Annotated in this window: 15 protein-coding genes; 2 read left to right on the forward strand and 13 right to left on the reverse strand. The window is 70.9% G+C overall.

Going from position 1 to position 18063, the window contains the following annotated elements; translation table 11 throughout:
* Positions 1-93: 93 nt before the first annotated feature.
* The 13 genes from Aut01nite_RS19695 to Aut01nite_RS19755 all read right to left on the reverse strand — a co-directional run bounded on the left by Aut01nite_RS19695 (position 94) and on the right by Aut01nite_RS19755 (position 15826).
* A complete protein-coding gene (locus tag Aut01nite_RS19695; RefSeq protein ID WP_043525789.1) occupies positions 94-1458 on the reverse strand; it encodes a chaplin family protein in 1365 nt (454 codons plus the stop codon).
* Positions 1459-1672: 214 nt separating this feature from the next.
* The gene (locus tag Aut01nite_RS19700; protein WP_152628749.1) at positions 1673-2521 is read right to left on the reverse strand and encodes a hypothetical protein; all 849 of its coding nucleotides are present in this window, start codon (positions 2519-2521) and stop codon (positions 1673-1675) included.
* A gap of 148 nt (positions 2522-2669) precedes the next feature.
* Entirely contained in the window at positions 2670-3542 is an 873-nt protein-coding gene (locus tag Aut01nite_RS19705; protein ID WP_043525792.1) for a hydroxymethylglutaryl-CoA lyase, read from the reverse strand.
* On the reverse strand, positions 3539-4870 hold the full coding sequence (locus tag Aut01nite_RS19710) for an acetyl-CoA carboxylase biotin carboxylase subunit (protein WP_043525794.1): 1332 nt from the start codon (positions 4868-4870) through the stop codon (positions 3539-3541). The genes Aut01nite_RS19705 and Aut01nite_RS19710 overlap by 4 nt, the downstream gene beginning before the upstream one ends.
* 297 nt (positions 4871-5167) lie before the next feature.
* On the reverse strand, positions 5168-5773 hold the full coding sequence (locus Aut01nite_RS19715; protein WP_043525795.1) for a TetR/AcrR family transcriptional regulator: 606 nt from the start codon (positions 5771-5773) through the stop codon (positions 5168-5170).
* 32 nt (positions 5774-5805) lie between these two features.
* Positions 5806-8613, reverse strand: coding sequence for a tetratricopeptide repeat protein (locus tag Aut01nite_RS19720; RefSeq protein WP_204037593.1), 2808 nt, complete (start codon positions 8611-8613; stop codon positions 5806-5808).
* Positions 8613-10364 carry an HSP90 family protein gene (locus Aut01nite_RS19725; protein WP_043525884.1) on the reverse strand — a complete coding sequence of 584 codons (1752 nt, stop codon included), beginning with the start codon at positions 10362-10364 and terminating at the stop codon, positions 8613-8615. Before Aut01nite_RS19725 ends, Aut01nite_RS19720 begins: the two co-directional genes overlap by 1 nt.
* 43 nt (positions 10365-10407) lie before the next feature.
* Complete coding sequence (locus Aut01nite_RS19730) at positions 10408-11028, reverse strand: hypothetical protein (protein ID WP_152628750.1); 621 nt, start codon at positions 11026-11028, stop codon at positions 10408-10410.
* The gene (locus tag Aut01nite_RS19735; protein ID WP_043525798.1) at positions 11025-12503 is read right to left on the reverse strand and encodes an ABC transporter permease; all 1479 of its coding nucleotides are present in this window, start codon (positions 12501-12503) and stop codon (positions 11025-11027) included. Before Aut01nite_RS19735 ends, Aut01nite_RS19730 begins: the two co-directional genes overlap by 4 nt.
* Positions 12500-13357, reverse strand: a complete 858-nt coding sequence (locus Aut01nite_RS19740; protein WP_043525800.1) for an ABC transporter ATP-binding protein — start codon at positions 13355-13357, stop codon at positions 12500-12502. The genes Aut01nite_RS19735 and Aut01nite_RS19740 overlap by 4 nt, the downstream gene beginning before the upstream one ends.
* Positions 13354-14193, reverse strand: a complete 840-nt coding sequence (locus Aut01nite_RS19745; RefSeq protein ID WP_043525801.1) for a zf-HC2 domain-containing protein — start codon at positions 14191-14193, stop codon at positions 13354-13356. Before Aut01nite_RS19745 ends, Aut01nite_RS19740 begins: the two co-directional genes overlap by 4 nt.
* Positions 14194-14261: 68 nt before the next feature.
* Positions 14262-14816 (reverse strand): RNA polymerase sigma factor, encoded by a 555-nt coding sequence (locus tag Aut01nite_RS19750; RefSeq protein ID WP_043525803.1) that lies wholly within the window; start codon positions 14814-14816, stop codon positions 14262-14264.
* A 110-nt stretch (positions 14817-14926) separates the two neighbouring features.
* A complete protein-coding gene (locus tag Aut01nite_RS19755) occupies positions 14927-15826 on the reverse strand; it encodes a sulfurtransferase (protein ID WP_043525804.1) in 900 nt (299 codons plus the stop codon).
* 77 nt (positions 15827-15903) lie between these two features.
* Here Aut01nite_RS19755 and Aut01nite_RS19760 point away from each other — a divergent pair, with 77 nt between their 5' ends.
* Together Aut01nite_RS19760 and Aut01nite_RS19765 are read left to right on the forward strand one after the other, a co-directional pair.
* Positions 15904-17637 (forward strand): proline--tRNA ligase, encoded by a 1734-nt coding sequence (locus Aut01nite_RS19760; protein WP_043525806.1) that lies wholly within the window; start codon positions 15904-15906, stop codon positions 17635-17637.
* A 32-nt stretch (positions 17638-17669) separates the two neighbouring features.
* Complete coding sequence (locus Aut01nite_RS19765) at positions 17670-18062, forward strand: CBS domain-containing protein (RefSeq protein WP_043525808.1); 393 nt, start codon at positions 17670-17672, stop codon at positions 18060-18062.
* Position 18063 lies beyond the last annotated feature (1 nt).

Below are 18063 nucleotides of genomic sequence, written 5' to 3' on the forward strand. Positions count from 1 at the left end.
AGCTGTGGAGGAGCACCGGTGATCATCGGCGCCGGAGAGCGCCGATGCGGGTCACGCCCGGGACCGGCGCAACCCGGTCTGTTACCGCGCAGTTCAGCGCAGCGTGCCCAGCAGGTCGAAACCGCCGAGGCCGGCAGTCCCGGTGCCACCCAGCTGCTGGGTCAGGCCCGACACCGCGGACTCCTCAGCGCTGCGGCCGCCGGCCTTGTTGCCGTACTTGTCACCCTTGTCGCCCTTGTCGCCCTTGACGTAGCCCGGGGCCTTGGGGGTGTCCTGGTGGTCCACGGCGGCCGGAGCCGGCGCGGTGCCGTAGCCGTCGCCCTTGACGTCCGTGTCGTCGGCGGGGAGCTCGTCCACGTCGTCCCGGCCGCCCTTGTCGTACCCGGCGTCGTCGTTGCCCTGGTCGTCCTGGTCGCCGTAGCCACCCTGGTCGCCGCGGACGTCGCCGTCGTCGTCCTTGCAGTCGTCGCCGCTGTAGTCCTGGACGTCGTTGCCCCAGTCGCCGCAGTCGTCCTCGCCGACGACGTAACCCGGAACCGGGTAGACCGGGACGAGCGGCTTCACGAACTGGACCGGCTGACGGTACGCGACCCCGCCGCCGATGTGGTTCGCGCAGGAACCGAACGCGCTGGCGTAACCGAGGACGCCGAGCGAGTTGCCACAGGCGTTGATCGGCACAGTGATCGGGGCGGCGACCTGGGAGCCGTTCGCGAAGCCGCGGTTCCGGTAGTTGGCCTGCCCGATCCCGATGAGGCTGGAACCCGAACCCGGGAACAGCCCGCTGCCGTTCTCGGTGCGCTTGGCCTTCTTGGTGGTGCTCTCGTACGGCTGAACGACCTGCCCGCCGAAACCGCCGCCGATCTGGTTGGCGCAGGCGCCGTACGCGCTGGAGCCGCCGATCAGGGCGAGCGAGTTGCCGCAGGCGTTGGCCGGGATGGTGACCGGCATGGCCACCTGGGTGCCGTTGAGCCAGCCGACGTTGCCGACATTGGCCTGGCCGATGTCGCTGCCACCACCGACGGTGTACCAGCCGTGCTCGGCGGTCTTGGTGCTCTCCAGCCGGTTCGCCGAGACGCCCTTCGCGTCGGCCGCACCGGCCACCGCCGCCGCGTTGCCGGCCACGTTGACCGGAACGGTCACCGGCACGGCCACCTGGGTGCCGTTCGCGAAGCCGCGGTTACCGGCGCTGACCTGGCCGATGCCACCCTTACGGCCGTTCTCGACCTGGTTGGCGCCGGCGCCGATGCTGCGCGACACACCGGCGACGGCGGCCGAGTTGCCGACCAGGTTCACCGGAACGGTCACCGGCATCGCGATCTGCGTGCCGTTCAGGAAACCGGCGTTGGCGGCATTGGCCTGACCGATGTCGGCCTGCGCGACGGCGGCCGGGGCGAGCAGCAGCGCACCGGCGGCGAGGACACCGGCACTCAGAGTCTTACGAACCCACGTCTTCTTCATGAGAAAAGGGATGCCTTTCGAAAAATGATCAGCAATGAAACGCGTATTCAATTGAGGTGCTTTTTCCGGAGCTGATTTCGGGCACAGCGGTGCCCTGGTGTGATTTCTCCGGTTTTCGACTCAGCAGGTCAGCGCGCGTCCGCTTCGGACTGCGGATTCGCCGTTTGTGCGCAAACGGTTGAGGAATGCGCCGGTGGAATGCGGTTGCGCGCCGTTACTGGTCAGGCGAGACGGTCGGTGCCTCGGCGTCGTGCCGGAAGGCTTCGGCCGCGAACGGGAGCGGGCGTTCCTCCACCGCGCCGTTCGCGACCCGGGCCGGGAGCACGGCCACCGAGCCGGTCTCCTGGGATGTCGCTCCGAGGGTCATCCGTACCGGCGTGACCCCGCGGTAGGCAGGCACGTCGGTGCGGGTCGTCTCCGGCGCCGGCCGGGCGGCCGGGATAAGCCGGTGGACATAGGCCTTCGCCGGACGGGACGGCGTCACGCCGCCGGCCCGGGCGGCCCGGGTGCTGTGGTTCGCCGCCGTCCGCTCCGCCGGCTGGGCGGGCATCCGGACAGCGGCGGGCGCCTTCGGCAGTTCACTCACGGGCTCCGCCGTCGCTGGCAGCGCTCGATCGTCCGTCGTCCCACCGCTGGCGCGCGGGGAACCGGTCGCCGCGTGCCGCGCGACGTCGTCGTGAACATCCTGCTCAGGCGTGTCCACCGGCCACTCGGGCCGATGGTTCTCCGGTGCGGGCGTCTCCGGCGGCTGGGCAACCGCTTCCAGGATCTCGCCGACCGCGGGTTCGTACCCGGTCACCGTCGCGACATCGTCCAGCACGGCCCCGACCAGATCGTCGGACCCGGCGGCCTGCGCGGCGGAACCGGTGAGCAGCCAGGCCGCCCCGGCCAGCCCACCGATGACGAGTGCACGCAGGGCCCACCGGGATCCGGTACGCCGTGCGCGGCGCTCCGTCCGCCGCTCCGCCCCCTGGCTGTGGGACGGCATGAGCGGGGAGCCGCCGTGAGTGATCACGGAGCGGCTCGCCGTGCGCTCGTGGCGCTCGACCCCCCAGCCCATCATGATCCACTCCTCATCGTCGGTCGGCGGCCGATTAGTCCTGTTAGTCGGTAACAGGTGCTATTGGCTGCTCGGTATTGGTAACGACGGGAGCGAGCGGAAAGTCACGCGGACAAATCGGAAAATCGACCGCTGGAAAGAGCAGTGAAAGTCACACCAAGCGCGTACGTGGCCCCGCTCGAAGCACGCCGGACGGCAGTTGCCGGCCCACCAGACGCTCGGCCAGTTCAGCGGCGACAATCAGGCGATCAAGGTCGATTCCGGTGTCGATGCCCATGTCGTGCAACATGTGCACCACCTCCTCGGTGGCCACGTTCCCGGAGGCGCCCGGCGCGTACGGACATCCACCCAGGCCGCCGGCGCTCGCGTCGAACTCGGTGACGCCCAGGTCCAGAGCGGTCAGGATGTTGGCGAGACCCGTACCCCTGGTGTTGTGGAAATGGAGCAGGTCCGGGCGTACCACGGAGAGAAGGTCGCGGACCCGCCGCGGAGTCGCCATGCCCGTCGTGTCGCCGAAAGCGATGCGGTCCGCGCCGTCGGCGCGGACCCGCGCCACGATGCCCGCCACCCGGTCCGGATCGATGTCGCCCTCGAACGGGCACCCGAAACTGGTCGCGACGATCACCTCGAGCGTCGCGCCGGCCTCGTGCACCAGCGGGATGAGCTGCCCGATGTCGTCCAGCGACTCCTCGGTGGACCGGTTGAGATTGCGCCGGTTGTGGGTGTCGCTCGCCGACACCACCACCTCTATCTCCCGGAAACCGGCGGCGAGCGCACGCTGGGCGCCACGGGTGTTCGGGATCAGTGCGGAATAGCGCACCTCAGGGTTGTGCCAGGCCGCGGCCCACACCTCGTCGGCGTCGGCCATCTGCGGGATCGCCTTCGGGTGCACGAAGGAGACCGCCTCGATCCGGCGCACCCCGGTCCGGCTCAGCGCGTCGAGCAACTGGACCTTGGCCTCGGCCGGGATGGGCTCCTCGTTCTGCAGGCCGTCGCGAGGCGCGACCTCGCGAATGGAGATCACCGCATCCTCCCGACGATGCCGGTGTCGTAGTCACCGGACAGGAACTCCGGGTTCTCCAGCAGCTCGGCGAAGAACGGCAGGTTGTTCTTCGGCCCGGCGATCTGGAAACCGGCGACGGCGGCACGGACCTTCGCGATCGCGTCGTCCCGGTCGGCACCGAAGACGATCAGCTTCGCCATCAGGGAGTCGTAGTTCTGGCTGACCGTGTTGCCGGCGACGTAACCGGAGTCGACCCGGACGCCGTCACCTCCCGGCTCGACCCAGGTGGTGATCCGGCCGGGTCCGGGGAAGAAGCGTTTCGGATCCTCGGCGTTGATCCGCAGCTCGATTGCATGGCCGGTCTGTCCTGTTTGTTCATTCTCCAGCGGAAGTCCCGACGCAATCCGGAGCTGCGCCTCCACCAGGTCGATGCCGTGGATGAGCTCGGTGATCGGGTGCTCGACCTGCAGGCGCGTGTTCATCTCCAGGAAGAAGAACTCACCGGTAGCGGGGTCGAGCAGACACTCCACTGTGCCCGCATTGCGATAGTTGACCGCTTCGCCCGCTTTGACGGCGGCGGCCAGGAGGCGCTCGCGCAACTCCGGGCTCACCGCGGGAGAGGGCGCCTCCTCGACCAGTTTCTGGTTACGGCGCTGCACCGAACACTCCCGCTCGGAGAGGGCGATCACCCGGCCGTCAGCCAGCCCGAGGATCTGCACCTCGACATGCCGTACCCGTGGGAAGTAGCGCTCGATCAGCACGGCGCCGTCACCGAACATCCGCTCGGCGAAACTGCGCACCTTCTCGAACTCCGTCGCCAACTGCGTGGCGTCGGCGGCGACGGCCATGCCCATCCCGCCGCCTCCGGCAGCGGCCTTGACCATCACGGGGAAGCCGATCGCCTCGGCCGCTTCCAGCGCGGCCTCGGCACTGTCGGCGGGATCCTGCGATCCGGGCGCCACCGGCACGCCGGCGGCGGCCATCAGGTTCCGGGCATTGATCTTGTCCCCCATCGCGGCTATCGCATCGGCGGCGGGACCGACCCACACCAGGCCATTTGCTTCGACGGTACGGGCGAACTGCGCGTTCTCGCTCAAGAAGCCATACCCGGGGTGGATGGCCTGGGCACCGGTCGACTTGGCGGCGGCCAGGATCGCCTCGGCGTTGCGGTAACTCTCCGCCGGATTGGCCGGGCCGACACAGACCGCCTCGTCCGCCTCCAGGACGAACGGCATGTCGGCATCCACATCGGAGTGGACCGCGATCGTCCGGATGCCGAGCCGCTTGGCGGTCCGGATGATCCGGCGGGCGATCTCCCCGCGATTGGCGATGAGAAGTGACTCGATCATGGCCCTCTTTCCGTCGGGTCCTCGCCTTGTGGGCGAACTGTCCGTGGTCTCGGGTGCGCGTCGGCTCCGGGGATCGCCCAGGACCTCGGCTGAGTGCTTCAGTTGTCAGTGGGGCCTTCGTCCAGGCCCCGCTTTCCTTCGGCCCGGTCCTGCCCGGGCTCGGTCTTTCCCAGATCCAGCCTTACTCCACCCCGGCCCTGCTCAGATCCGGCCCTGCCCTGCCCGGGTCCGGCCCTGCCCGGGTCCAGCCCTGCCCTGCCCGGGTCCAGCCCTGCCCTGCCCGGGTCCGGGCTTTGTTCAGTGGCCGGTCAGTGCATGAATCGTCGCGTCGCGCAGCAGGGCGGCGCGGCGCACCCGGTCCACCTCGCCGCCCAGGAACGGCGTCGAGTTCATCAGGCCGAACGCGGCGTGTGCGAGCACCCGCGCCTCCGGGGCCGGCATCTGGGGGCGGAGCTGGGACAACACCGCCACCCACTCCTCCACGTAGAGCCGCTGGAGTTTCCGGATCTGTCGGCGCGGGTCCTCCGGCAGACGGTCCAGCTCGTGCAGGTGCAGGGCGATCACCGCGGGGTTGGCGAGCGCGAAATCCACATGGAAATCGATCAGGTCGGCGAGCGCGGCCTCCGCGTCGCCCGGATGCCGGGCGACGCGTTCCTTACCGCCTTCGAGCAGACTTTCACTGACCGGGATCAGCGCGGCGACGAGCATCGCCTCTTTGCCGGCAAAGTGGTGGTACAGCGCTGGGCCGGTGACGCCGGCGGCCGAACCGATGTCGTCCATCGACACGCCGTGGTAGCCGCGGGACGCGAACAGTCCCACCGCGATTTCCAGAATCTCGTCGCGGCGTGACCGCCGCCTCGGCGCCGGAGGGGTCGTCCGGTGCCGCTGATCTACCGTCGTCACCCCGCAACTGTAACCCGGCGCCGGGATTTGGCTTAACGGTCGTTCAGCCCATTTACCGCCTCGGTGTGCAGTTGCTCAGCCAGTTCGCGGGTGGGCGCGTCCGGCCCCATCCGCTTGAGCAACCCGCTCAGGAGCCGCTCCGCCTCCGCGGGTGATCCGGAACGCAGCAGCGCCTCGGCGAGCATGCCCTCGACCATGTCGGCGTCGTCGTCGGCGCCGATCTCGCGCAGACGTTCCGGCGCACCGTACAGGTGCGGAAGGGCCTCCGCATAGCGGCCACGGCGCATCAGCAGGTTCCCCACCTCGAAGGCGAAGATCGACCGGCCCCACCGGACACCCGGCACGGTCGCCACCTCGTCCGGCAGCTCCTCGTAACGCTGCCCGGCCAGCTGGATCACCTCCTCCGCCTCGGTCACCTCGTCGGCGTAGTTCAGTGCCATCAGCCGGCGGCGCAGCAGCCGCAACTCGCCGGCCAGGTCACCGGCCTGGCGCAACGCCTCACCGGCGGCCCGGAAGGTCAACGCCGCCTCACCGTCACGATCCAGGTCGTAGAGAAGCTGCCCGGCCTGCTCCCCGACCTGCCCACGACCGGCCGGATTGTCCTCCAACTGCTCGATCAGCTCCCGGTAGATCGCCAAGGCGCGGGCCGTGTCACCGAGATCCCGGTAGACGGCGGCGAGCAGGAACCGGGTGTCGACAGCCGGTTCCTCGAAACCCAGCCGCTCGAAACCGAGCAACGCCTCCTCGCCCACCTCGGCCGCCTCCGCCGGACGGCCCGCCGCGTGATAGGCCTGCGCCAGATCCCGGCGGGTGAAGATCCCGGCCTGCGCGGCGCCCTCCTCGTGCGCGGCCTCCTCCTCGGCCAGCAGCGCGATCGCCTCGACGAAATCGTCGATCGCCCGCTCCGGCTCCTCCAGGCGCAGCAACGCGCGCCCCCGGTTGGCCCGGGCGGCCAGCGCCGCACCCGGCAGGCCCGCCGCCAACGTCTCGCTGAGGGCCGTCACCGCCTCGACCGGATCCCCGGTGAGCTGGCCGACCACCACGGCGGCCTCCGCACTCGCCATGGCCGGACCGTGCTCGCGGTAGAAGGCCCAGGCCGCGGACGCCGCCTCGTACGCCTCCTCATGCCGGTGATCCATCGCCCGGTTCTGCGCCCGGACCATCGCGTGATAGGCCTGCCGGCGCTCGTCGCCGGTCTCCTCAGCGAACCGGTCCGCCCGGTCACCGGCCTCGTTCGCCTCGTCCAGGCGGCCGAGCAGCCGGTACATCTGGGCGAGACGGATCCACGCGCTCGCCCGGCTCTCCGGGTCACCGTGGGCGTCATGGAACGCCGTGTTCGCCTCGACCACGGCCAGCAGCTCGGCGGTCGGCTCCTCGTCGCGCGCCTGCAGCACCGCGATCCGGGCCCGCATCATGCTCGCCTCGCCGGCATCCCCCGCCTGGGTGAACAGATCGGCGGCCCGCTCCCAGACGGCCCGGGTCTCCCCACCGGCCGCCTCCGGCAGCAGGAACCCGCGCAACGACCACAGCCGGGCGGCAAGGGCCGGCTCGGCCGGAACCGGGAACCGCTCGTCGAAGGTCTCCAGGACCGATCGGGCGGCGTCCTCACGGTCCTCGCGCTGATAGCGCTCGGCCAGGTCGATCAGGTCGACGGGGGTGGCGTTGTCGTCGATCGGCGCGACCGGCTCCGGTGCCGGGACCGGGACCGGCGGCGCCACCTGCGGCACCGGCACCCGCCGGGCCGTCGCGGAGAGCGGGACGTCCACCCCGTACGGCTGCGCGTCCATCATCTCGACGACGGTGGTGCTCTGGTACGTCGTGCCGTTGCGGGCGTCGAACCGGGCCGCCAACTCGGACGCGAACGTCGCCAGTTCGGTGGCGAGCTCGGCAGCGGTCCGGTCCGGGTGATCGGACCGCCGGACGACCGTGTCCCCGTGGCCGAGCGCGGTGAGCCGGCGCAGCAGCACCACCGCGTTGGCGGCGAAGTTCATCGCGGCGCCGGGTGAGGGCGCCCGGTCCAGCCAGTCGATGTGCCGCTGCAGGATCTCCAGGCCGCGGTGCTCGTTGCCAGTCCGCGCACAGAACCGGATGTGCCCGCCGATCTCCCACAGGTCCGCGAGATTGTTGCGTTCCAGCAGGTACGAGCGGCGGTGTGCGTCGGCTGCCTCAGCCGGCCGGCCGGTCTTCAGGTAGATCACCATCAGCTCGCTGAGGATGTTCTGCGGCTGCTCGGAACAGGACAGGTCACCGGTGAGGACCGGCGCCGCCACCTCGGCGGCCTCGTCGAAGCGCTCGGCGGCGGCAAGGTGCCGGACCAGACTGGTCGGGTCACAGCCCGCACAGTCGGACAGCGCGTTCCGCGGCGCGGCCTGCCACTTCTTGAACCAGTCCTCCGCCTCCTCCCGGTTGCCGACATGCTTGGCGACCAGGTAGCGGTGCTTGTAGACCGGCTGAAGACCGTGACCGGATTCCCGGTACCGCCGCTCCATGTCGTCGAGCACCGCGTAGGTGCGCGCCAAAGGCACCTCGGGGAACGAGGTCATCGAGTTGACCATGCTCTTGAACAGCCACAACAGGTTGTGCGTGAACCTGCCGTGGTACGGCCCGGGGTTACGGTCGAAGTCGGCGACACACCAGGAGAAGGTCGGGAACGCCTTCACCGGCTCACCGCCGTAGATGTACGCGGTCGTCGCGAAGAGCCGCGCGTAGAACTTCAACTCGGCGTCGTCGGTGGTATCGACGTGCCGGAGCACCTGCTCGACCAGGGCGATCTGGGCAGCACCGTACGGCAGGTGCTCGGCCTCGCCGAGCCGCTCCCACAACTCCTGCGCGGTCTTCATCAGGACTCCTCACCGGGGACGGCACGATCCAGCAGGCCCAGGAACGACGTGGTCAGCAGCGCCGCGTCGGCCGGGCGGATCGGGTGGTGGCCGAGCAGCAGCGCCTGCCCGTAAAGCGACTCGACGGCCAGACCGGCCAGCTCGGCGTCGCCGAGAGCGGCGACCCGCCGGATCAGCGGATTGCGATGGTTCAGCACCAACTGCGGGCGGTCGGCGGGCACGGTCCGGGCCAGCGCGTCGAGCACCCCGCCCCACAGGTCGTCGGCCTGATCCCGGCTCGCGGTGAACTCGTCATGGAACGCCGCCTCCCGGCTGACCAGATAGAGCGCGGGCAACGTCACCGGATCGAAGGCGCGCACCACGACCTCACAGCCGAGCTTGTCCAGCCGGCGCTGGGCAGCCGCCAGGAACGGGCGCAACAGCAGCTCGGTCTCGGTGTCCAGCGCGGTGAACCGGGTGGTCAGGTCGGTGGGATCGAGTTTCTCCGCCCGCACCTCGGGATCCAGCACGGCCAAGCGCTGGATCAGCTCAGCGTCGTAGACGTAGCCCCCGTTGATCAGGCCCACATCCTGCGCGGCGGCGACGGCGGCGAGCTGGCGGAACTCGTCGTCGGTCGCGGCGTACCGCAGCACTCCGTGCCGGGACCGGAACTCGGCGAGGGTGACCTCGCCCATGTTGGTCTGCATCGGGTACCACTGCTCGACCAGGCGCAGCATCTCGTCGTCGTGCAGGGCCAGCGCTTTCACCCCGAGGTGGTGGATGCGCAGGAAGGCGGCGAGGCGGCGCGGGTCGGTCGCCGACAGCCGCACCAGCCAGCCGCGGAGCTGGTCGGCGATGGCCTCCCGGGTCTCGGCGAGCATGCCGTCGTCGTAGAGCGCCTCCCGGCTCGCGGTGGGCCGCAGCTCGGTGCTGTCGACCACACAGCGGGCGAAGAAGGCCCACTCCGGCAGCAGGCCCTCGATGCTCTCGGAGAGCAGCATCCGCTTCAGATAGACCCGGTGGCCGCCGCGGGTCGCCGGGTTGACCGGGGTGGGCAGCACGAACGCGGCGCCGGTGAGCCCGGCGCCCGGCACGTCGAGCTCGATCACGTCGAACGGGCGGAAGCCGAGGGTGCGCTCGGCATAAGCCAGGCGGGACTCGTGCGGCAGCTCCCACGGCAACGTGCCGACGGTGACCTTGCGCCCGTCGACCTCGACCCGGACCGGCAGCAGCGAACCGTAGTCGGTGGCCAACTCGGTCACCGACTCCGACGTCAGGAACTGCTCGGCGCCACGGCGCGGCAGCAGGGTGACCGTGGTGCCCGGCTCACGGTCGGCACCGGGACGGACGTCATAACGCCCGTCGGAATAGCCGATCCAGAGCACCGGGGCGGCATCGGCCCGGCGGGTGTGAACCCGGATCTCGTCGGCGACCAGGAAGCAGGAGAGCAGACCGATGCCGAACTGCCCGAGGAACTCGTGCCGGGCGAACCCCAACTCGTCCCGTTTGGAACTGCGGCCGATGGTGGCCAGCAGCTCGTGCACCTGCGCCTCGGTGAGGCCGATGCCGTTGTCGTCGATGCGCAGCGAGCCGTCACCGGTGGCGCCGGACGACACGATCGTCACCACGCCCTCGTGGCCGGGGCCGAGCGCCGTGATCGCATCGACGGCGTTCTGCAGCAGCTCGCGGGCGTAGACGCGGGGGCTCGCGTAGAGGTGGTGGCTGAGCAGGTCGACGATGCCCCGCAGGTCGACCTGGAACGTGTTGCTCACGGGCGGCACGGTACCGCTTACCCCCGACAAAATCAGATCGATATCACCTCGGCGCGGCCCGCTCCCGGTTGGCGACCACAAGGACGGCCAGCACCAGCACGAGAACGACCGGCCAACTCTGCTGGGCCGGCGTCCAGCCGGTGGACACCGGAGCCGGCCACGGCGAACTGCTGTCGGTGAAGAACAGGCTCACCACCACGGCGGCCCCCTGGGCGGCAGGCCCGAGAAGCGCGCCGGACGGGTCGTCCCGGTACCGTGCGCCGAGCGCCGCGGCCGCCACCGGCAGCAGACCGCACACCGCGGCCTGCAGGATCACGAAATCCACCGGCCAGGTGAACGCCGGCCCGCCCGCGGACCGGACAACGGCGTGGAGCACCACCCAGGCCAGAGCGGACGGCACCAGCAGGACGGCCAGCCGAAGCCACTGCACTCGCCATCGCGCGATCGGCGTGACGACGGTCGAGGCCATCAGGTCGGGCAGGGCGAAACCGGCGGCAGCCCCCAGAACCGCGGCGGCGAGCCGCAACCCGAACAGCGCGGTCCCGGACTGCGGCTCGGGCGAGGACCACACCGGGTATTGCACCAGGAGGGCCAGGGCCATCGCGGCGGCGAACGGCCACCACGGCACCGATCGGATCAGGTGCCGCAGCAGTGGCCCGGTCATCGGCACACACCACGGTCGGCCGGGACCATCTCCCCGTCCGGAACCGGGGCCGGCTCCGCGGTGGGGATGGCGGGTGGTGTGATCGTCACGCCCAGGCCGGCCAGCGCGGTCGCCCGCGGGTCGAGCACCTCGGTCCAGTGGGCGACCAGGTGGGCCGAGACCTCGGCGGGCGGTCGGGCCAGCAGGCTCTCGGCGGCCCGGATCTCCGCCGGCCCGTACGTGGTCCGGGACAGGGTCCACCCCCGGCCCGGCGCCGCGGTGCCGAGCAACCAGAGCGCGACCACCGTACGGTGCTGGCCGCGTCCGTCGCAGGTGCGCCAGTTGTCCGGATCCTCGCGCCGGAGGATGCCTACCGCCGTGGCCGCGTAATGACCGGCGAGCGTCTTCCGGGAGCGCTCCGCCCAGGAGCCGAACCGACCCCAGTGGTCCTCGGTGACGACCTCGGGATGGCCGGGCGTCATCGGGGTCAGGTCGTCGATGGTGGAGATCTGCCGGACCGACGGTTTCAACGCGCTCGCCGGCAGTAGTTTCGCCATCGGCTCGACCGCCTCTCGCCAGTACCCGATCCACGGCGCGTAACCGGGAAGGGCGCAGTACCGCACACCCTCGTGGGACCGGCAGTCCAGCATTGCGGGGGCGGTGTGTCTCCGGGCGCTCTCGACGTCGATGGCGTCCGGGGTCTCGGCCGTTTCCTGCCGGACCGCGAGGCCGGCGCACACCAGCGCCGCCACCGCGATCACCGCCGTCGCTTTCGGCGCGGCCTGCCGGCACGCCGCCGCGACGGCCGCCACCAGCAGGCCGAGCAGATAGAGCAGGTGCCAGCCGAACGGCTGTGGAACACCGAAATCCCAGGTCACGAAGATGATCGGTAGCAGGTGGACGGCCGGCGCGGCCGGGTCCGACGGCATGACCAGCAGGAGGAACAGGAGCACGGTGAACGCGGCCACGGTCAACGGGCCGGCGGCGCCCTTCGGCAGCACCCGGCCCACGGCCACACCGGTGGCGGCCCCGATCGCCGGGACGACGGCCGAGGTCAGCGTGACCCACGGCTCGAACCGGCCGACCGGCCAGGTGGGCAACAGCAGGAGCAGGACCGCGAGGTGGACGACCGCTCCGGCGGCTGCCGCGACCAGCACGGTCGCAAGCAGGGCGAGACTCCGGCGGCCCGGACCGGCGGGCATGGTGCGGGTGCTCTCCTCGGCGCCGGACCGGTGGTCCCGGCCGGCCGCCAGGTGCGCGGCGACCAGCAGGAAGGCCGCCAGCACCAGGGACGCCATCCCGACGTTCTCGTGGAAGGTCTCCCAGCTCGGCATCCGGTTCCACGACCAGACGGCGCCCAGGGCGATGGACAGCAGCACGCCGATCCACAGGAACGGGCTGCGCCACATCCGCCGGGCCTCGGCCCGGGCCAGCGCGATCGTCGCGGCCCGGGCCTCCGGCGCCGGGCGTCCGGGTCGTTCCACGGTGATCGTCATCGGGCCACCTCGACCGCGGTCCGGCCGAGCAGCATCAGATAGCCGTCCTCGATGCCCGGCCGGGCCGCCTCGGCTCCGGCCGGCGCGTCTCCGATCGTCCGGTAGAGCCCGTCGGCGTTCCGCCAGTACGCCGCACTGCCCTCGGGTGGGGCCGCGGAGAGCCACACCCGCCCCTCGGCGACTCCGGCCAGGTCACGTGGACGGCCCTCGAAGACGACCCGGCCGCCGTTCATCACGACGACCCGCTCGCAGAGGGCCCCGACGTCCTCGGTCTGATGGGTGGAGAGCAGCACGGTCCGCTGCTCGCCGAGCCGGGAGATCAGGGCCCGGAACAGCATCCGCTGCTCGGGGTCGAGACCGACGGTCGGCTCGTCCAGGATCACCAGGTCCGGATCACCGAGCAGCGCCTGGGCCAGGCCGAGCCGCTGGCGCATGCCGCCGGAGAGCCTGCGCACCCTGGTCTGGGCCCGGTCGGTCAGCTCGACCTCGGCGAGCACCCGCCGGACCTCGGCACGCCGCTGCCGGGTGTCGGTGATCTCCTTCAGCACGGCGACGTAGTCGAGCAGGTCGTAGGCGGTGAAGTTGGGATAGAGGCCGGGGTTCTGCGGCAGGTAACCGATCCGGCGCCGGATCTCGGTCCGGTCGGCGGGCACCGCCGGATCCAGCCCGAACATCCGCACCGAGCCGCTGTCCGCCGCGAGGGCGGTGGCGAGGCAGCGCAGCAGGGTGCTCTTGCCCGCGCCGTTCGGGCCCAGCAGACCCGTCACACCGACACCTATCGCCAGGTCGACGGCGGCGAGGGCGGTCGTCGAGCCATAGTGTTTGGCCAGACCGCTGACGGTCACCGTGGTCATCGGCTCGCTCCCAGGTCGAAGCGGCGCCGCCGCAGGATCAGAACGGCCGCGGCGGCCACCGCCGCGGCGAGATAGCCCAGTTGAGCGGTCGGGCCGAAGACCACCGACAGGAACGGCTCGCCATGCACCAGCCGGCTGGCCGCCAGCACCCCGGCGAGCCAGAGGCCACCGAGTGTCGCGGCGGCGACGGGCAGCGCCAGAGCCGTCGCCAGGGCCAGCGTGCCCGTGCAGAGCAGCAACGCGGGCAGCAGCCAGGCGACGGCGAACCAGCCCGGGCCGGGCAGCAGGACCCCGGCCGTCGCGGCCATCGTCATGGCGACACCGATCACGGAGATCGCCCGCCACAGCACCAGGGCCGGGCCTGCGGACGGTGTGGTGCCGGTGATCTCGTGCATCGGGTCGGCCGGTGGGCCGTATGCCCCGGAGACGGCCACGACCGGCAGGACCGGGGCGAGGATCAGGAAGCTCGTCGCCAGCACGGCGCCACCGGCTCCGCTCCGCAGCAGCCAGGCCGCGGCCACGGCCAGACCGAGGACCGTGACCGTGGCGGCCAGCCACGACCAGCGCAGGGCGGGAGTGGCGGTGAGCAGCCGGATCCGGTGCTCCGGCAGGCCCAGGCGCCTCAGCAGCCGGTGGCCTGGACCGGCTTTCGGGGCGTGGACGTGGTCGTAGACGACCGACCAGTTCCCGGTCAGCCAGGTGAAGTCGACCCGGATCGACGACCGGCAGGGGGGACAGGCCTGCATGTGGGCCTCGACCGCCATCGCCCGGCTGGGATCGAGTTCGCCGCGTTCGTACTCCCCGAGCAGTCCGGCGTCGATGTGCCAGTCGTTCATCTCGGGCCTCCTCCGATCCACTCGCTCACGCCTCGTCCCGTCCACACCCGCATCCCGCTCCATCTCGCTCATGCCAGGAGCTGTCTCAGCCGGGTCCGGGCGCGCATCAGCCGGGTTTTCGCGGTGCCCTCCGGGATGCCGAGCAGTTGGGCCGCCTCGCGCACGGTGAGGCCGTCGAGGGCGGTCGCCTCGATCAGGCGGCGCAGCTCGGGCGAGAGCCGGTCCAGGGCCGGGCCGAGGGCGCCGTGCTCCACCCCGAGCAGCACCAGCTCCTCGGCGGACGGCACGGTGCGGGCGTCGTCGGGAACGTCGGCGGCCGGGCCGCTCAGCCAGCGGTGGGCCGGGCCGCGGAGGGCCGACACGAGGCGGCGCACGGCGATGGTCCACAGCCAGGCGGCCGGGTCGGCGGTCGTCTCGGCGAACCGGTGGGCGTCTTTCCAGACCGCGACGAACGTGTCCTGGATCGCGGCGTCGACCACGTCGGGGTCGGCACAGCGCCGGCGCAGGCGGGCCCGGAGCCAGCCGGCATGGCGGTGGTGCAGCAGGCGCAGCGCCGCGGTCTGCCCGGCGGCGATGGCGCGCAGCAGGTCAGCGTCGCTGCTCTGCTCACTGACCGGGGGCACCGGTTGCGGTCTTCTCCGTCGCACATCTGGACTATCGCCGACCACATCGATTTCGGTTCACCCGAAAAAACGGCGCCGCCCGGGGGCGACGCCGTTCGGTGGATCAAAAATCAGTGCAGACCGCCCGGTTCCGAGCCTCTGGCGATCGGCGCCCGGACCAGATTGCCCCATTCCGTCCAGGAGCCGTCGTAGTTACGGACCTGTGGATAACCGAGCAGGTACCGCAGGACGAACCAGGTGTGGCTGGACCGCTCCCCGATCCGGCAGTAGGCGATGATGTCGTCCGCCGACTCCAGCCCGAGCTCGTCTCGGTAGATCTTGATGAGCTCGTCGTGCGGTTTGAAGGAGCCGTCCTCCTCGGCCGCCGACTTCCACGGCTTGCTCACCGCGCCCGGGATGTGCCCGCCGCGCAGCGCGCCCTCCTGCGGATAGGCCGCCATGTGGGTCAGCTCGCCGGTGTACTCCTGCGGTGACCGGACGTCCACCAGCGGCCGACCGCTGGAGATGTGGCCCATCACCTGGTCGCGGAAGGCTCGGATCTCCGCGTCGTTGCGAACCGGAACGGGATAGTCCGCGGCGGGGCGGACGGTCTTCTCCCTGGTCAGGGTCCGGTCTTCGGCCGCCCACTTCTGCCGGCCGCCGTCGAGCAGCCGCACGTCGCGATGACCGAAGAGACTGAAGACCCAGAGGGCGTACGCCGCCCACCAGTTGAAGTTGTCACCGTAGAAGACGATCGTGTCGTCGCGGCCGATGCCCTTGGCCGCGCACAACGCCGCGAACGCCGCCGGGTCGAGGTAATCCCGGCTGATCTGATCGTTCAGCTCCAGGTGCCAGTCGACCTTGACGGCACCCGGGATGTGCCCGGTGTCATAGAGCAGCACGTCCTCGTCCGACTCGACGACGACCAGGCCGGGCGTTTCCAGGTTGGCGGCGAGCCACTCGGTGGTCACCAGTTTGTCGGGATGTGCGTACGCCTGAAGTGCCGGCGCCGGATCGTTCGGAACGGACATGCCTGTCACGCTAGCGCCATTCCGCCGCGACGGTTAACCGGATGAAATCGTCGTACCCGGTGCCTACGCTCGTGCCCATGCTGCTTCGGATGTCCACCTTGCTGCTCAAGACCTTGCGTGAGGAGCCGGCGGACGCGGAGGTGCCGAGTCACCGCCTCCTCGTGCGCGCCGGGTTCATCCGCCGCGCCGCCCCGGGCGGCTACACCCTGCTCCCGCTCGGCAAGCTGGTCCTGGACCGGGTCACCGCGATCGTCCAGGAGGAGATGGTGGCGGCCGGCGGTCAGGAGGTCTCCTTCCCGGCCCTGCTGCCCCGCGAGCCCTACGACGTCACCGGCCGCTGGACGGAGTACGGCGATCTGCTCTTCACCGTCAAGGACCGGCGCGGCGTCGACCATCTGCTCGCGCCCACGCACGAGGAGATGTTCACCCTTCTCGTGCAGGACATGACCGGGTCCTATCGGGATTTCCCACTGCTGCTCTTCCAGATCCAGACGAAATTCCGCGACGAGGCGCGGACTCGCGGCGGCCTGCTCCGCGGCCGCGAGTTCCTGATGAAGGACGCCTACTCCTACGACCTCTCCGAGGCCGGGCTGATCGAGACGTACGCACGGATGCGCGCCACCTATCAGCGCATCTTCACGCGGCTCGGGCTGGAGCACGCCATCGTCTCGGCCGTGTCCGGCGCGATGGGCGGGTCCGCCTCCGAGGAGTTCCTGGCCACCGCCGAGGTCGGTGAGGACACCTTCGTCGGCTGCACCGTCTGTGACTACGCCGCCAACACGGAGGCCGTGACCACACCCGCCCCGCCGGCACGCGCGGTGACCGCGCCGGCCCTGGCGGTCCACGACACCCCCGGGACGCCCAGCATCGCGTCGCTCGTCGCGCTGGCCAACGAGCGTGCCCTCGGCGGCCGGACCGACTGGGCAGCCTCGGACACCTTGAAGAACGTGGTGGTCACCGTGCACCACCCCGGCCGTGAGCCGGAGGTGCTGGCGATCGGCCTGCCCGGCGATCGCGAGGTCGATCTCAAACGGGTGGAGGCGGTGCTGTCACCGGCCACCGTCACCATGTTCGACGACTTCGACTCCCGCCCGGACCTGGTCAAGGGATACATCGGGCCACAGAACCTCAAGATCCGATATCTGGCCGACCCGCGGGTCGTGCCCGGCACCGCCTGGCTGACCGGCGCCAACGAGTCCGGCAGGCACGCCACGGACGTGGTGGCCGGCCGCGACTTCACCCCGGACGGCACGATCGAGGCGGCCGAGGTGCGGCCCGGCGACCCCTGCCCCGCCTGCGGCGACGGTGCCCTGACGATGCGCCGGGGCATCGAGATCGGGCACATCTTCCAGCTCGGCCGGCGATACACCGACGTGTTCAAGGTGGACGTGCTCGGTACGGACGGCAAAGCGGTGCGGCCCACCATGGGGTGCTACGGCATCGGCCTGTCCCGGGCGGTCGCGGCGATCGCCGAGCAGCATCACGACGAGCGGGGCCTGGTCTGGCCGGCCACGGTCGCGCCCGCCGACGTGCACATCGTCGCCGCCGGGAAGGACGGCCAGATCGAGGCCGCCCTCACCCTCGGCGCCGCCCTGTCCCGCGCCGGGATACGTGTCCTCGTCGACGACCGCCCCAACGTCTCGGCGGGCGTCAAGTTCACCGACGCCGAGCTTCTCGGCATCCCCCGATCCGTTGTAGTCGGTCGCCGACTCGATGAGGGGTATGCGGAACTGCGCGACCGCCGCACGCTGGAGCGGACGGAAGTACCCCTTGCGGACGTGGCGGGTGTAATCACGAGGGAGCTCGGGTAACCGTGAGACGACAGCGGTGGAGGGACAGGAGCATGGTCAGACTGGTCGCGGATGCGATGACAAGGAAAGTCGTCTACCTGCCGGAGGACACCCCGCTGGACGAAGCGGCCCAGGCGATGCGTGATCAGGGGATCGGCGATGTGGTCGTGACCCGGGGCGCGACCCTGGCCGGCATCGTCACCGACCGGGACATCGTGATCCGCGCCATCGCGGAGAACCTCGCTCCGGCCACCACGACCCTCGCCGCCGTGGCCACCCGCGAGCTGCTGATGGTCGAGCAGAGCGCCACCGTGGACGAGGCCGTCCAGGCGATGCGCGACCGTGGCGTACGCCGTCTGCTGGTCTGCGACGCGGACCGCAACCTGGTCGGCATCCTCAGCCTCAGTGACGTCGCCCTTCTCCCGACGTCGTCGGCCGCTGCCTGAG

It is taken from the genome of Actinoplanes utahensis, from assembly GCF_016862455.1.
Taxonomy (GTDB): Bacteria; Actinomycetota; Actinomycetes; order Mycobacteriales; family Micromonosporaceae; genus Actinoplanes; species Actinoplanes utahensis.

Bases quoted from the DNA above. Each gene is read 5' to 3' on its own strand.
- Aut01nite_RS19765 (WP_043525808.1), top strand. From the start codon at position 17,670: ATGGTCAGACTGGTCGCGGATGCGATGACAAGGAAAGTCGTCTACCTG.
- Aut01nite_RS19755 (WP_043525804.1), bottom strand. From the start codon at position 15,826: ATGTCCGTTCCGAACGATCCGGCGCCGGCACTTCAGGCGTACGCACAT.
- Aut01nite_RS19710 (WP_043525794.1), bottom strand. From the start codon at position 4,870: ATGATCGAGTCACTTCTCATCGCCAATCGCGGGGAGATCGCCCGCCGG.
- Aut01nite_RS19740 (WP_043525800.1), bottom strand. From the start codon at position 13,357: ATGACCACGGTGACCGTCAGCGGTCTGGCCAAACACTATGGCTCGACG.
- Aut01nite_RS19735 (WP_043525798.1), bottom strand. From the start codon at position 12,503: ATGACGATCACCGTGGAACGACCCGGACGCCCGGCGCCGGAGGCCCGG.
- Aut01nite_RS19695 (WP_043525789.1), bottom strand. From the start codon at position 1,458: ATGAAGAAGACGTGGGTTCGTAAGACTCTGAGTGCCGGTGTCCTCGCC.
- Aut01nite_RS19745 (WP_043525801.1), bottom strand. From the start codon at position 14,193: ATGAACGACTGGCACATCGACGCCGGACTGCTCGGGGAGTACGAACGC.
- Aut01nite_RS19720 (WP_204037593.1), bottom strand. From the start codon at position 8,613: ATGAAGACCGCGCAGGAGTTGTGGGAGCGGCTCGGCGAGGCCGAGCAC.
- Aut01nite_RS19700 (WP_152628749.1), bottom strand. From the start codon at position 2,521: ATGATGGGCTGGGGGGTCGAGCGCCACGAGCGCACGGCGAGCCGCTCC.
- Aut01nite_RS19730 (WP_152628750.1), bottom strand. From the start codon at position 11,028: ATGACCGGGCCACTGCTGCGGCACCTGATCCGATCGGTGCCGTGGTGG.
- Aut01nite_RS19760 (WP_043525806.1), top strand. From the start codon at position 15,904: ATGCTGCTTCGGATGTCCACCTTGCTGCTCAAGACCTTGCGTGAGGAG.